12 protein-coding genes are annotated in these 13,887 nt (G+C 72.3%); 6 read left to right on the top strand and 6 right to left on the bottom strand.

Features of this window, described 5'->3' with window-relative positions:
- Positions 1 to 3: 3 nt before the first annotated feature.
- The 4 genes from ABD808_RS11485 to ABD808_RS11470 form a co-directional block, all read right to left on the bottom strand.
- Positions 4 to 699 (bottom strand): response regulator, encoded by a 696-nt coding sequence (locus ABD808_RS11485; protein ID WP_344894211.1) that lies wholly within the window; start codon positions 697 to 699, stop codon positions 4 to 6.
- Positions 700 to 712: 13 nt separating this feature from the next.
- Positions 713 to 1,993, bottom strand: coding sequence for a sensor histidine kinase (locus tag ABD808_RS11480; RefSeq protein ID WP_425548912.1), 1,281 nt, complete (start codon positions 1,991 to 1,993; stop codon positions 713 to 715).
- Positions 1,994 to 2,051: 58 nt separating this feature from the next.
- Complete coding sequence (locus ABD808_RS11475; protein WP_344894204.1) at positions 2,052 to 4,223, bottom strand: bifunctional copper resistance protein CopD/cytochrome c oxidase assembly protein; 2,172 nt, start codon at positions 4,221 to 4,223, stop codon at positions 2,052 to 2,054.
- Between the two features lie 116 nt (positions 4,224 to 4,339).
- The gene (locus ABD808_RS11470; protein WP_344894201.1) at positions 4,340 to 5,638 is read right to left on the bottom strand and encodes a helix-turn-helix domain-containing protein; all 1,299 of its coding nucleotides are present in this window, start codon (positions 5,636 to 5,638) and stop codon (positions 4,340 to 4,342) included.
- A gap of 278 nt (positions 5,639 to 5,916) precedes the next feature.
- On the opposite strand from ABD808_RS11470, the gene ABD808_RS11465 reads away from it, so the two are divergent.
- From ABD808_RS11465 to ABD808_RS11450, 4 genes are all read left to right on the top strand, one after another.
- Positions 5,917 to 7,362: an NCS2 family permease gene (locus tag ABD808_RS11465; protein ID WP_344894198.1), complete on the top strand. Its 1,446-nt coding sequence runs from the start codon at positions 5,917 to 5,919 to the stop codon at positions 7,360 to 7,362.
- A gap of 136 nt (positions 7,363 to 7,498) precedes the next feature.
- Positions 7,499 to 8,665, top strand: coding sequence for a glycerate kinase (locus ABD808_RS11460; RefSeq protein WP_344894195.1), 1,167 nt, complete (start codon positions 7,499 to 7,501; stop codon positions 8,663 to 8,665).
- Between the two features lie 258 nt (positions 8,666 to 8,923).
- The gene (locus ABD808_RS11455) at positions 8,924 to 9,424 is read left to right on the top strand and encodes a hypothetical protein (protein WP_344894192.1); all 501 of its coding nucleotides are present in this window, start codon (positions 8,924 to 8,926) and stop codon (positions 9,422 to 9,424) included.
- A gap of 118 nt (positions 9,425 to 9,542) precedes the next feature.
- Positions 9,543 to 9,809 (top strand): hypothetical protein, encoded by a 267-nt coding sequence (locus ABD808_RS11450; RefSeq protein WP_344894189.1) that lies wholly within the window; start codon positions 9,543 to 9,545, stop codon positions 9,807 to 9,809.
- A gap of 162 nt (positions 9,810 to 9,971) precedes the next feature.
- Here ABD808_RS11450 and ABD808_RS11445 read toward each other — a convergent pair whose 3' ends face one another.
- Positions 9,972 to 10,379, bottom strand: coding sequence for a hypothetical protein (locus ABD808_RS11445; protein WP_344894186.1), 408 nt, complete (start codon positions 10,377 to 10,379; stop codon positions 9,972 to 9,974).
- A 1,318-nt stretch (positions 10,380 to 11,697) separates the two neighbouring features.
- On the opposite strand from ABD808_RS11445, the gene ald reads away from it, so the two are divergent.
- Positions 11,698 to 12,813 carry an alanine dehydrogenase gene (ald, locus tag ABD808_RS11440; RefSeq protein ID WP_344894183.1) on the top strand — a complete coding sequence of 372 codons (1,116 nt, stop codon included), beginning with the start codon at positions 11,698 to 11,700 and terminating at the stop codon, positions 12,811 to 12,813.
- A 115-nt stretch (positions 12,814 to 12,928) separates the two neighbouring features.
- Positions 12,929 to 13,228 carry a metal-sensitive transcriptional regulator gene (locus ABD808_RS11435; protein WP_176196176.1) on the top strand — a complete coding sequence of 100 codons (300 nt, stop codon included), beginning with the start codon at positions 12,929 to 12,931 and terminating at the stop codon, positions 13,226 to 13,228.
- Between the two features lie 94 nt (positions 13,229 to 13,322).
- Here the strand turns inward: ABD808_RS11435 and ABD808_RS11430 are convergent, their stop codons facing one another.
- Positions 13,323 to 13,877 (bottom strand): MarR family winged helix-turn-helix transcriptional regulator, encoded by a 555-nt coding sequence (locus ABD808_RS11430; protein ID WP_344894176.1) that lies wholly within the window; start codon positions 13,875 to 13,877, stop codon positions 13,323 to 13,325.
- Between the last annotated feature and the right edge of the window lie 10 nt (positions 13,878 to 13,887).

The raw sequence follows: 13,887 nt of genomic DNA, 5'->3' as shown, positions 1-13,887 counted from the left end.
GAGTCAGCCGGGCGTGATGAACGACGTCTCGTAGGCGAAGATCACCGCCTGGGTGCGGTCGCGGGCCTGGAGCTTGGCGAGGACGTTCCCGACATGGGTCTTCACCGTCTGCGGGCTCACGAACAGGTCCTGGGCGATCTCGGCGTTCGAGCGGCCCTTCGCCATCAGCCGCAGGACGTCGCCCTCCCGCTCGGTCAGCTGCCCGTGCCAGGACGCCCCGCCCGTCGTGGCGCCGGACGGCGCGTGCCGCGCGGCCAGCTCCCGGATCGCGGCCGGGAACAGCAGGCTCTCACCGTGCGCCACCATACGGACGGCGTGCAGGATCTCCTCCGGCCTCGTCCGCTTGAGCAGGAAGCCGTTCGCGCCCGCCTTCAGCGCGTCGTAGACGTACTCGTCGTTCTCGAACGTCGTGACGACGATGATCCGGGGCGGCCCCGCCGCGGTTCCCGTGGGGTCGTCCCCGCTCGACGAGTACGGCGCGGTCTCCAGGATGCGGCGGGTCGCCTGGATGCCGTCCAGGCGCGGCATCCGCACGTCCATGAGGATCACGTCGGGACGCAGCCGCCGCACCGCGTCCGGCACCTCCGTCCCGTCGGCGGCCTCCCCGACCACGGTGAGGTCGTCCTCGGCCTCGATGATGGCGCGCAGCCCCGCCCTGATGAGCCGCTCGTCGTCCACCAGCAGCACCTTGATCGTCATTCTCCGGCCCCCATCAGGTTCCCGACCTCAGCGGCAGCGAGACATGGAACCGCCACCGGCCCTCCTCCTCCGGGCCGTTCCGGGGGGTGTGGGGGGTCGTCCCCCCACAGGAGACCGGCCCGGCGGTCATCTCGCCGCGCAGCGCCGTGACGCGCTCGCGGACGCCGTCGAGCCCCCGCCCGCCGCCGTGGCCCGCGCCGTCGCCGTGCGGGGCGCCGAGCGGGTTGCTCATCTCCATCTCCAACCGATCGCGCTCCACTCCGAGGCGCAGCCGCACCGGGACCTTCCCCGCGTGTCGCAGCGCGTTCGTGAGGCCCTCCTGGACGATCCGGTACGCCTCCCGCGACACCGCCGCCGGGACCTGCTCCACCTCGTCGCCGACCGCCGCGTCGAGCTTCACCCCGGCGATCCGCGTCTGCTCCAGCAGCCGCCCGAGGTCCTTCAGCGTGGCCTGCGGGGCGGCGGTCTTCGTCGCGTCCTCCCGCAGCAGGCCGAGCACATGGTCGAGGTCCTCCAGCGCGGCGCGGGCCGAGTCCTCGATGGCGCCTAGCGCCTCCCGGGCGAACCGGGGGTCGCTGTCGAGCACGCGCCCGGCGGCCGCCGCCTGGAGGGTCACCACGCTGAGCGCGTGCCCCACCGAGTCGTGCAGCTCCCTGGCGAGCCGGTTCCGCTCGGCCAGCTTGACGGCCCTGGCCTCCACGTCGGCGAGCCGCTCGGCGGCGGACGGCCCGAGGAACCACGGCGCCAGCCGGGACAGCAGCGCGCCCACGCCGACGATCAACCCGAGCAGCGCGACCAGCGACGCCAGCCCGATCAGCGACGCGGGCCACTGGTGCCAGGAGCCCGACCACCCCCAGCTGTCCAGGAACCGGGTGTCCCAGCTGACCAGCGGCGCGAGGACCATCACGACCGCGAACGGCGGCACCGCCAGGCTCAGCCCGCTCACCACCACCCCGGCGAACAGGTGGACGCCGAACCACGCCCCCGTCCGGGCCCGGCTCTCCCACGACCGCGCCGACCCGGGCACGAGCGCCGCCGCCGGTCCCTTGAGCAGCTCCTTCGCGAGCGACCCCTCCAGCAGCCGGACCGTCGGCACGAGCCCCGTCACGAACGTCGCCACGGCGGGCATGACCACCATCATCAGCACGGACCGCACGATGTCGTCGCCGATCGGCAGCACCGGAATCAGGCTGATCCCGAGGAACCAGTAGGGCATCAGCAACGCCCCGCCCACCACGAGGTGAGCCCATCGCAGCCAGGTCGTCCTCTCGACCACGGGCCTGAACACGCGCATCACGGTACCGATACTGGCAGGTCAGCCCGCCCGCCCACCTCCCCCACGGGAGGGAGGGTCAGGGCGCGGCCTCGCCGTCCTTGTCGGCGCCCTTGTTCTCGGTGTCCGTCTTCTCGGTGCCCGCCTTCTCAGCGTCCTTCGCCTCGGTGCCCGTCTTCTCGGTGTCCTTCTCCTCGGGCTCCCTCTGGTGGGGGACGGCCCGGTCGCGTTCGGCGAGTTTGGCGAGGCGGGCGTTGTAGACGGCGAGTTCGTCGTCCTCGGCGCGACCGCCGGGGGCGGCGGCGCGGTCGGCCTTGCGGTCCAGGCGGCGGGCCTGCCGCTGGTCGTCCATGTACCACTGGAACGCCAGGACGATCAGGACGATGAACGTCGGCACCTCACCGAACGCCCACGCGATGGCCCCGCCGGTGTGCTGGTCGTGCAGGACCGTCGTCCCCCACGGCGGGTCGACGGTGGCGTACCAGCCGCGTGCCAGCGGCTGGCTCAGGTTCATCAGCGCGATGCCGAAGAAGGCGTGGAACGGCATCGTGACGAACAGCAACAGGAGGCGTCCCGGGTAGGGCAGCCGCTTCGGCGCCGGGTCGACGCCGAGCAGCACCCAGAAGAACAGGCATCCGGACGCCAGGAAGTGCGCCATCATCGCGACGTGCCCGAGGTGGTTGCGCATCGCGGACTGGAACAGCGGCGTGAAGTACAGCGCGAACGTGCTCACCACGAAGATGACCGTCGCCACCGCCGGATGCGCGATGACCGCGAGGTACCTGCTGTGCAGCATCGCGGTCAGCCACTCGCGCGGGCCGAGGTCGCCCCGGACGCGGGCGGGCCTGAGGGCGCGGAGCGCCAGCGTCACCGGCGCGCCGATGACCAGGAAGATCGGCGCCAGCATGTTCAGCACCATGTGCTGGGCCATGTGCACGCTGAACAGGATCGGCGCGTACTTGGCCACTCCGGTCTCGGTGACGACGACGATGGCCAGCAGCCCGACGAACCAGGCGACGGTGCGTCCCATCGGCCACGAGTCGCCGCGCTTGCGCAGCCGGACGATCCCGGCGAGGTACAGGCCGCCGAGGACGACGACCAGCACCGCGAAGAACAGGTCGAGCTGCCACAACGTCGCGAGCCGCGCCGGGGTGACCTCCGGCGGCATGTCGTAGCCGAGCAGCGCCTTGATCGCGGACTCGGACTCGGTCGGCGCGGGCGGCGCGGTGCGGGCCAGCGCGACGGCGAGGCCCACGGCGGCGGCCATCACCGCGACCTCGACGGACGCGAACCGCGCGAACGACCACGGCTTCCCGGCGGCGAGGGCGGGCAGCGTCCGCTCCCGGTGCCAGTAGCCGAACAGGCCGAGCGCGCCGAACGCGATCATCTTGCCGAGGGCGAGCCTGCCGTAGTTCGTGTCGACCAGCTCCGCCGGGTCGGGCAGCCGGGCGATCACGTTCACCAGGCCGCTGGCGCCGACGGTGACGTAGCACCACAGGGCCATGCGGCTGAACCGGGTCGCCATGACGGGCAGCCCGTCGCGGCGCAGCAGGGCGTGGACGCCGACGACGGCGAGGCCGCCGACCCAGGGCGCGACCGCCGCGACGTGCAGCGCGACGCCGGTCGTGGCGACGGAGTGGTTGGCGGCGGACGCGGAGTGCCCGGTCAGCGGCGCGGGGAACAGCGCGATCCCTGCCAGCGCGAGCAGCCCGAACGCGGTGGCCGGCGTCGTGGTGGTGCGGGCCAGCAGTGCCACCACCACCGCCAGCAGCACCACGATCATCAGCGCGGTGCCCTGCGGCAGCGACCCGACGTAGCTGCTCAGCTCACTGCCGGTGAGGACCTGGCCGACGGGCTGGCCGAGGACGTCCGCGACGGTGAACACCAGGGTGGCCGCCGCGGCGGCGCCCCAGGCGGCCGCGAACCAGGACGCGGCGTGCAGATACGAGACGGCGTCCTTGGAAAGCCGGGCCGATCCGCGCCCGCCCTCGATGGGCAGGAACGCGGCGGCGGCCAGCAGTGCCCCGACTGTCAGGGCGGACAGCAGGTCCATCGCGGTGCGGGACGCGGGCAGCCCCCACCGGGTGAGCGTGCCCGCGTCACCGAGGCCGGGGATGACCTTCTCGGTGACCGAGCCGCCGAGCACGAGCCCGGCCACCAGGACGGCGCCGGACGCGGCGAGGGCGAGCACGGCGGCCCGCCACACGCGCAGGGCGTCCCGGCGAGTGTCCGGGGGTCTGTGGGTCGTCATGGAAGGCGGGTTCTCTGCGGATCGGGGTCGACTTCTCGGGGCGGAGTCAACGGGGCGTCCCCCACCCTACTGAGCCCCCCGCGATGGCGCGCCCCGGGTCGCCCCCAGGCCCCGCCTCACACTCCGACGCAGGTCAGGGCGCGGCGGTAGGCGGCCATCCGGGGCTCCTCGGCGGTGCCGGTCTCGGCGAGCACCTCGGCGAGGTCGAACCACGCCTGCGCGGCCTCCCGGGAGGACTCCATCTCCTCCAGGCAGGTGGCGGCGCGGGTCAGCACCTCCACGGCGCGGTCGCGGCGGCCGAGCCGCACCGACGCCTCGCCGAGCACGGTCAGCGCCCCGGCGGTGGCGCGGCGCGGGGCGTCCCCGAGCAGGTCGAGGGCCTCCTCGGCGAGCCGGACCGCCTCGGTGGGACGGCCGAGCGCCGTCTCCGCGCGGGCCAGCTCGGTCAGGCACCAGGCCACGTCGATCTCGCCGGACGAGCTGGCGTTGCTCTCCCCGCGCACGTGCGCGAGCAGCTCGCGGGCGCGGGCGGCCTGGTCGGGCCGGGCGCGCAGCAGCAGCCCCGCGTAGATGACGCGGAGCCGGTTGAGGTCGCGCGGGTCCTCGCCGTCACCGGCGAGCATCAGCGCCCGCTCGGCCAGGGCGACGCCCTCGTCGTACTCGCCGCGGATCTCGGCGACGTAGGCGGCCTCCCAGTAGGCGACCATCCGGGCGCGCGGGCTGCCGATCCGCTCGGCCCGCTCGATGAGCTGGAGGCCGAGCTGCCGGGCGCGGACGAGGTCGCCGCGCTCGATGAACGCCGCGAGCATCGCCGCGCCGAGGTGCACGGCGGCGTCGGTGGAGTCGGCGCCGGTCGCGATCAGGTGGCGCAGCGCGTTCTCGGCGGCCTGCACGCCCGCGCTGATGTCGCCGCGCTCGCGCAGGCAGCGGCTCAGCGCGACGTGCACCCGAGCCCAGTGGTCGAGGTCGGTCTCGGCGGAGGCCTCCTTGGTCAGCGCGGTCAGCTGCGCGATGGCCTGCTCCAGCTCACCCGCGGCCTCCAGCGCGAGGGCGTGCCCCCACCGGGCCTGGTGCAGCATCTCGGGCAGCGCGACGGCGTCGGCGCTGGCGAGGACCTCGGCGAACCGGGCCCGCGCCTCGACCGCCGCGCCGTTGCTGAGCGCGATCTCGGCGTAGTCGAGGGTGACGCGAAGCTCGTCCACGACGTCCTCGCTGACGCCGCTGACGAGGTAGGTCGCCGAGCAGTTCAGCTTCGCCGCGAGCAGGTCCACGACGCTCGGGGCGGGGACGCGCTTGTCGCTCTCGATCAGCGAGATGTAGCTGTCGGACAGCTCGGGGAAGGCGAGCTGCGCCTGGCTCACGCCCTGCCGGATCCGCAGGGCGCGGATGCGCTGCCCAAGTGTCTCCCGATCCATCGTGTGACCACCGCCTACGAGTAGTTCCGGGGGGTGTGGGGGGTCGCCCTCCCACATTGTTACGAGTAGTTCCGGGGGGTGTGGGGGGTCGCCCTCCCACATTGTTACGAGTAGTTCCGGGGGGTGTGGGGGGTCGCCCTCCCACGCTGTTACGAGTAGTTCCGGGATGAAGTCGACTCGATCCTCAGTGTGTCGAGCCCAAGGCCGTCCAGCAGGCTATACGGGTTAATCTGTGCACGCCATTTCGAGATCGTGCCGTGGAGAGCGGAGCGCCCGTCATGCCCGAGACCTTCGCCGCCAAGACCGACGATTCGCCGCCGTCGGGCGGGCGCGGGCCGTTGGAACGGCTGTTCGGTCTCGCCGCGCGCCGGACGACCGTGGCGCGCGAGCTGCGGGGCGGCGTGACCACCTTCTTCGCGATGGCCTACATCATTCTGCTGAACCCGATCATCCTCGGCGGGGCGAAGGACGTCACCGGCGCGACCCTGTCGATCCCGCAGCTGACGACGATGACGGCGCTGTCCGCCGCGATCACCACGATCATCATGGGCTTCGTCGGGAACGCGCCGCTGGCGCTCGCGGCGGGTCTCGGCATCAACGCGGTCGTGGCGTTCCAGGCGGCGCCGGTGATGACGTGGCCGCAGGCGATGGGCCTGGTGGTGATCGAGGGCGCGGTGATCGTGGTGCTGGCGCTCACCGGCGTCCGCGAGCGGATCATGAACTCGATCCCGCTTGCGCTCAAGCACGCGATCGCGGTCGGCATCGGCGCCTTCATCGCGCTGGTCGGCTTCTACGACGCGGGGTTCGTCACGTCCAGCGCCACGAGCCCGCCGCTGTCGCTCGGCGTCGGCGGGCACCTGTCCACGTGGCCGTCGCTGGTGTTCGCCCTCACCCTGCTGCTGATGATCGTGTTGCATGTGCGGCGGGTGCCGGGCGCGATCCTGATCAGCATCGTGGCCGGGACGGTCGCCGCCGTCGCCATCCAGGAGAACGCCACGATCAAGGAGGGCGGCTGGGGCGTCGTCACGCCGAACATGCCCGACGACCTGTTCGCCGTCCCCGACTTCGGGCTGTTCGGGGAGTTCGACCTGTTCGGCGGGTTCGCCGAGGCGGGGGTCATCACCACGCTGGTCGTGCTGTTCACGCTGGTGCTGTCGGGGTTCTTCGACGCGATGGGCACGATCCTCGGCATCAGCGACGAGGCCGGGCTGGTGGGCTCGAAGGGCGAGGTGCCGCGGCTCGGCCGGATCCTGTCGGTGGACGGCCTGTCCGCCGCGTTCGGCGGGGTGACCAGCTCGTCCGCCAACACCGTGTTCGTGGAGTCGGCGGCCGGGGTCGGCGAGGGCGCGCGGACGGGCCTCGCCAACCTCGCCACCGGCGCCCTGTTCGCGGTGACGCTGTTCCTCACGCCGCTCGCGGCGACCGTCCCGGCGCAGGCGGCGGCGCCCGCGCTGGTCGTGGTCGGCGCGCTGATGATGACGCAGGTCGCCAAGGTCGACTGGACCGACCAGGACCTCATCATCCCGGCGTTCCTCACCATCGTGCTGATGCCGTTCACCTTCTCGATCACGATCGGCATCGGCGGCGGGATGGTGGCCTTCGCGTTGATCAAACTGGCGCGCGGCCGGTGGCGTGAGGTCTCGGTCTGGCTGTGGCCCGTGGTGCTGCTGTTCCTCGTCTACTTCGCGATCGAGCCGATCGAGCAGTGGCTGGACGTCCGGTAGCGGTCGCGCCGACACGCTCTTTCCGGGTAACTCTCCGTTCATTTGGACGTCGCGGGGCCGCTCGCGGGTGTCAAATAGTGCCGACATGGCGTAAGCAGAAGGTAGGGCCTTACCCCCCGGCGTGAAAGGCGTGGCTGTGGCGTCCGCGGACTCTCCTCCCCACCCGTCCCCGCCAGGTCATGTCCTCCTGGCGCCCGACAGGTTCCCGGGAGCGCTGACCGCGGCGCAGGCGGCGCGCCATCTCGCGGTCGGGCTGGGCCGCGTCCGGCCGGACGTCCCGCTGGTGGAGCTGCCGGTGGCGGACGGCGGCGACGGCACGGTCGACGCGGCGGTAGCGGCCGGCTGGCGGCGGGTCGAGGTCGAGGTGTGCGGGCCGACGGGCCGTCCGGTGACCGCGCGGCTGGCGTTGAAGGGCCGCAGCGCCGTGGTGGAGCTGGCCGAGGCGTCCGGGCTGCGGCGGCTGCCGGGCGGCACGCCGCGCCCGCTGGTCGCCTCCAGCGTCGGGACGGGCCAGTTGCTCGGCCACGCGGTGCGGCTCGGCGCCCGCCGGATCGTCCTCGGGCTCGGCGGCGGCGCCTGCACCGACGGCGGCGCGGGCCTCGTGCAGGGCCTCGGCGGGCGGCTGCTGGACGCGCTCGGCAAGGACCTGCCGCCCGGCGGCGCGGCACTGCGCTCCCTGCACGCCCTCGATCTGCGCGGCCTGCCCGACATGTCGGGCATCGAGGTAGTGGTAGCGGGGGAATCGGGTGGGCCGCTGCTCGGCCGCACCGGCGCCGCCGCCGTGGACGGACCCCGGCGCGGCGCGAACCGCGACGAGGTCCGGCTGCTGGACGCGGGGCTGCGCCGCTGGGCCGACCTGGCCGAGGCGGCGTCCCGGCGGACGGCCCGTGACGCGCCCGGGGCGGGGACGGCGGGCGGCGTCGGGTTCGCCGCGCTCGCGTTCCTCGGCGCCACGATCGAGCCGGGCGCGTCCCTCATGCTGGATCTGCTCGGCTTCGCCGACAAGGCGCGCGGCGCGCATCTGGTCGTCACCGGCGAGGGCTCGCTGGACGCGCGGTCACTGCGGGGCACCGCGCCGATCGGGGCGGCCCGTGCCGCCGCGCGGGCGGGCGCGCCCGTGATCGCCGTGGCGGGTCGGCGCGGCCTCACCGGCGAGCAACTCCGCAAGGCCAGGATCCAGGCGGCGTACGCGCTCGCCGACATCGAGCCGGACCCGGAGCGCCGTGTGCGGCGGGCGGGGCCGTTGCTGGAGCAGCTGACCGTCGCGATCGCCGACGAATGGCTTCCGCCATCGCCCGTCTGAGCACCGATCGAGGGGGACGTACCCAGCCGAACCGGACACTGTGCGCAACTCTCAATTCACCGCCGGGGCCGTTCCCCTATCATGTCCGATTCGCGGGGTTTGCACGCAATGGGGGGCGTTAGAGATTCGCGGCGACGGGTTTTGGGGGCGCCCGCCGCCTCGGCCACCGTCCGTGATCGGACGAGTCCGATCACGGTGGTATCGGCTGGTCGGCGGCCCTACACTGGAACCCGGGAGTGAGCACTGGAGAGAATCGGCATGGGCAGAATTCGCGATGAGGACTTCCTGCTCCTGTGGCGCGAACACGGGAAAGAACTGCCTTGGCGCGGGTACGCGCAGCGCCTCAGCGTGCTCGTCGACGAAGAGGTGACGGAAAGCTACGTCCGGGTCTGGGTGCAGCGCAACCGCGAACGCCTCCGGCAGGAGTACGGAATCACCGTCGGGGCGCGCCATGTCCGCGCCGACCGCGAATTCGAGGCGTGGCCGAACCTGCCGCGCCAGGAACGAAACCAGAGCCTCTACCGCCTCCTCGAATACCACGCGCGGGCCCGGCAGCTCGGCGTCGAGAACCTCGCCGCGTCCGTCCGCGATATGTACGTGACCGCCGTACGCAACCTGCGGGCCGACAATCAAATCATCCGGTACGACCCGGAACGCGGCCTGTATCGGTCGAGCCGCACTCCCGAAGAGGAGCTGGCGGATCCGCGGTACGAACGGATCTCGGAGCCGAAAGAGTCCTACTTCGCCCGGCACAACTAGAACAAAGAACGTCCAAGATCCCATGTTGCCCTGTTGTCAGCGCTATCACTCTTGTACCTTTGTATTTAAGAGGCGCCCTTAACGCGAGCGCTACCACGGCCGGGTTGGGAGAGGCAGGGTGGGCGGAATCGGGTCACTGGCCTTCGCGAGGGAGCTCGCCGACGCGAAACTCGTTTCACCCGAAGGCGGTGCGATCGTCTTCGTGGCGAGCGGAACGCTCATCGCCTGCGATCGCCCGGACGACGTCACCGAGCAGGACAATGCCTGGTTGGACGAGGTATTCGACCGCTATGGCGTGACGGATCTGCCCCCGCCCTGTCATATCGACGAGGGCGAGTTCGCGGGCTGGCGATACTGGACGCTCGACCTGGAGAACCAGGCCTAGAGAACAGGCCCATAAGACCGAACTCCAGCGCCCCGGGCCCAGAGCGACGCGCCCCGGAGCAACGGGCCGGGCGACGGGGCCATGGCATTCGGCCCGGCCCTCGTCGCCTTCCTGCCGGACGAGAAAGGACCGGGGCGGCCCCCGGGCGCCCCGGTCCTTCCGCTATGCCGGACGAGCGCCCTCAGGCGCCCGCCGGGGCCGCGACGGGTACGGCGCGGTCTCGTGCGGGGGGACGTCCTCCCGAGCCTCCCGGTGCGGCCCGGTCCGCCGGTTCGCGACCGGTTGCTGGAGCAGGGTCATGACCACGACCCGGAACGGGCTCGGCGCCCCCTCCGGCCACACCCCGTGGACCGTCAGCAGGCAGGCGGCGCACTGCGAGCACACCCGCAGCGGCTCCTGCGTCGACCGGTCCGCCAGACGTCCGAGGACGACCTCCAGCGTGGGCAGCTGCGTGCACCCCCGCTGGGGCCCCTGGCACCGGTCCGTCCCGGTGGGCGCCGGGGGCCGTCCCCGCGCCCGCGACCGTTCCCGCACGCCCGTGCCTGCCGCCTGAGCGCCTGGTTCCCTCATGCCTGCCTCCTCTGTGACGTCCGCGTTCGCGCCGCGCGGCCCGTCCGGGCGCCGACGCCGGGGTCTCGCAGCGCCGCAGCGGGCTTCCGCACCCGCAGGCGCACGACCGGCGACGGCCGTACCGGAGGCCCTCCAACAGGACCCCGAGCGAGCAGATGAGCAGAGCCGCGAGCATCACCGAAAGCGCCGAATCGGCGCCGCCATGGATCCGCTCGAAGCCGGAAATGATGGCGTTACCCTCCATGGCTCCTCTCTCTGACCAGAGTGGCGGAAATAGGAATGACCCCCGCCACTGGTGTGACGAGGGATCATTGTTACATGGGCTAAACAGGATGGATGTTACGGAAACATCTCGTTTCTCGGCACCGAAAAAGGGCATGCCAAAAGCCCGGACGAGAAAGGGGGCCGCAGAAAACGCGGCGGACCCGTTCCGTCCGGGGAGTCGGCCCTCCCGTTGCTTTGTCCCTGGTCGCGTTCCCGCCGGCGGCACGCGAAAACACGGCGCCCGGACGTCCGATTGCGGTCACGGCGCCGACGAGGCGCGCGACCGGCCCCGAGCGGAGCGCGGCGCACCCCCCGGCGCGAGGCCGGGGGGTGCGGTTCGGCGGGGCGTCCGGCTCCGTCCGGCAGCACGGCGGTACTGCCGGGTCCCCCCGGCGAGCGGACGCGCACCCGCGGACCGCGCCGGTTCGGTCGACCGGCGCGGCGCTTCCACGGCGGTTCGGGACACCGCCCCGCCCGATGGCCGCGCTCCGCCCGGTGGAACCGGCCCGCCCCACTCCCCCCGAGAGGAGCGGGCCGGTCCCATCACCACGGTGCGGCCATCAGACCCGTCCGACCCGTCTCCGGACCGGACGTGAACGACTATAGCCCATGTAACAGAAGCCCGCAATCTCGTTGGTGCTCACCATCTCGCCACACGAAGAGGGGGGCCGGATCATGCCTGCCCGACTGGGTGGAGCGACCTCGAAGGAACGGTCCCGACTCGCGTGCGGCACTTGCCAGAAAATAATAGCCCTTGTAACTTTGACTCGTCGCGCCGGACGCGCCGGGAGCCTGCCACCGAAGGCTCTGACGGAACGCGCGTCCCGGCGGGACGCCGATCCCGGGCTCACTCCCAGGTGGCAGACCGGTTCATCGGCTCCGAGAGGCCCCCGGCCCGCACCGGGGGCCTCTCTCGTCGACCCACGCCACCTGCGGTGGGTTACACCCTGTCAGCAGGACCGTGGAGGCTCTTACACAGTGCTGATGGGCACGCGTGCCGTGCGGGCACCACGCTGGGAGGCGTACAGACCGATCACCGTCAACGGAGGATCCCGTGAAGATCGGCGTCCCGCGCGAGGTCAAGAACCACGAATACCGTGTGGCCATCACCCCGGCCGGTGTTCACGAGCTGACCCGCCACGACCACGAGGTGTTCATCGAGCGCGGCGCCGGACTCGGCTCCGCCATCCCCGACGACGACTATGTCGCCGCCGGGGCCAAGATCCTGGACGGCCCGGACGAGGTCTGGGCCGAAGGCGAGTTGATCCTCAAGGTCAAGGAGCCGATCGAGCCCGAGTACCCGCGGATGCGCGACGGCCAGGTCCTGTTCACCTACCTGCATCTGGCCGCGTCCCGCGCGTGCACCGACGCGCTGCTGTCGGCGGGCGTCACCGCGATCGCGTACGAGACCGTCCAGCTCCCCGACCGCTCGCTGCCGCTGCTGGCGCCCATGTCGGAGGTCGCCGGGCGGCTCGCGCCCCAGGTCGGCGCGTACAACCTGATGGCGTCCAACGGCGGCCGCGGCGTGCTGCCGGGCGGCGTGCCCGGGGTCGCCCCGGCCAAGGTCGTCGTGATCGGCGGCGGCGTGTCCGGGCTCAACGCGGCGCAGATCGCCGTCGGGATGGGCGCGGACGTGACCATCCTGGACGTCAACGTCGACCGCCTCCGCCACATCGACGCCATCTACCAGGGCCGCCTGCGCACCCTGGTGTCCAGCGTGTACACCGTCGAGCAGGAGGCCCGCGCCGCCGACCTCGTGATCGGCGCCGTGCTGATCCCGGGCGCCAAGGCGCCCAAGCTGATCTCCAACGACCTCGTCGCGGGGATGAAGTCGGGGTCCGTCCTCGTCGACATCGCCATCGACCAGGGCGGCTGCTTCGAGGACTCGCGTCCCACCACCCACGCCGACCCGACCTACCGGGTGCACGACTCGACGTTCTACTGCGTGGCCAACATGCCCGGGTCCGTCCCGAACACGTCCACGTACGCGCTCACCGGCGTCACGCTCCCCTACGCCCTCCAGCTCGCCGACAAGGGCTGGGAGGGCGCCCTGCGGTCCAACGCCGCTCTCGCCCGCGGCCTCAACACGCACGCCGGCGCCCTCGTCTACGACCACGTGGCCGAGGCCCACGGCCTGCCGTACACGCCCCTCGCCTCGATCCTGGACTGACGCCGCGGCTCCATGTCCTGACCGCTGTCGGCGCGGGCGCATAAAGTACCCATATGGGGGACGTCCCCCCGAGGGGTACCCGGGCGTGCGCCCGCGAGGATTGCGAGGGACGGAGATGGCGACGAGCGAGACCCCCACCCGCGGGTACACCGCCACGAAGGACCAGTTGCAGACCCGCCTGGCCAGGATCGAGGGCCAGGTGCGCGGCATCGACCGGATGGTCGAGGACGACCGCTACTGCATCGACATCCTCACCCAGATCAGCGCCGTCCAGGCCGCCCTGGACAAGGTGGCGCTCGGCCTGCTGGACGGGCACGTGCGGCACTGCGTGGCGGAGGGCGCCGAGGAGGGCAAGGGCGAGGCGATGTCGACCGAGCTGATGGCGGCCGTCGGACGCCTCATGCGCCGCGGCTGACGCCCGTCCGGGAGACGCCCGTCGACTGACGCCCATCCAAGAGACACCGTCGGCTGACGCCCGTCCGGGAGACGCCTGTTCGGGAGCGGGGAGGTCAGCCGCCGCAGGGCGGCGGCGCGTCGTCCTCGGTGGCGACGGCGTCGCCGGTGGCGCCCTCTCTGGCCGCGGAGCGCTCCATGTTCTCGACGAGGGTGCGCCAGCCGAGGATGAAGTGGGCGCGTTCCTGCGGGGTGAGGGCCTCCAGGGTCAGTCGCAGCGGGTCGAGGCGGCGCCGGGTGAACCGCTCGATGACGGTTCGGTGCGTCTCGTCCAGGCTGACGATCATGCGTCGGCGGTCCCGTTCGTCGGGACGCCGCTCGACGAACCCGGCGCGTTGCAGCTCCCCGACGAGCTGGCTGGCCGTGGCGGGGTTGAGGGCCATGCGCTCGGCGAGGACGCCCACCGGCGACGGGCCGTGCTGCGCGAGGCTCACCAGCGCGGGCAGGTGACGGCGGCCGAGCCCGGCCGCCTGCACGTGGCGGAAGAGCTCGTGGGTCTCGTGATGTCCGCCCGATCCCTTGATTCCGCGCATCATGCGACCCATGAGCTGGACGATCGCGTCCAGGTCAGCGTCGATCGACCCGCCGTAGGCGCCTGAATCGTCGGACATATCTTGAATT

The sequence above is a fragment of the Actinomadura meridiana genome (assembly GCF_039537545.1).
Lineage (GTDB): Bacteria > Actinomycetota > Actinomycetes > Streptosporangiales > Streptosporangiaceae > Spirillospora > Spirillospora meridiana.
Note: the sequence above shows the minus strand (reverse complement) of the source record. Positions and strands in the feature narration are given on the sequence as shown.

Coding starts and splice junctions, on each gene's coding strand:
- ABD808_RS11485 (WP_344894211.1), bottom strand. CDS start 699: ATGACGATCAAGGTGCTGCTGGTGGACGACGAGCGGCTCATCAGGGCG.
- ABD808_RS11480 (WP_425548912.1), bottom strand. CDS start 1,993: ATGCGCGTGTTCAGGCCCGTGGTCGAGAGGACGACCTGGCTGCGATGG.
- ABD808_RS11475 (WP_344894204.1), bottom strand. CDS start 4,223: ATGACGACCCACAGACCCCCGGACACTCGCCGGGACGCCCTGCGCGTG.
- ABD808_RS11470 (WP_344894201.1), bottom strand. CDS start 5,638: ATGGATCGGGAGACACTTGGGCAGCGCATCCGCGCCCTGCGGATCCGG.
- ABD808_RS11465 (WP_344894198.1), top strand. CDS start 5,917: ATGCCCGAGACCTTCGCCGCCAAGACCGACGATTCGCCGCCGTCGGGC.
- ABD808_RS11455 (WP_344894192.1), top strand. CDS start 8,924: ATGGGCAGAATTCGCGATGAGGACTTCCTGCTCCTGTGGCGCGAACAC.
- ABD808_RS11445 (WP_344894186.1), bottom strand. CDS start 10,379: ATGAGGGAACCAGGCGCTCAGGCGGCAGGCACGGGCGTGCGGGAACGG.
- ABD808_RS11435 (WP_176196176.1), top strand. CDS start 12,929: ATGGCGACGAGCGAGACCCCCACCCGCGGGTACACCGCCACGAAGGAC.
- ABD808_RS11430 (WP_344894176.1), bottom strand. CDS start 13,877: ATGTCCGACGATTCAGGCGCCTACGGCGGGTCGATCGACGCTGACCTG.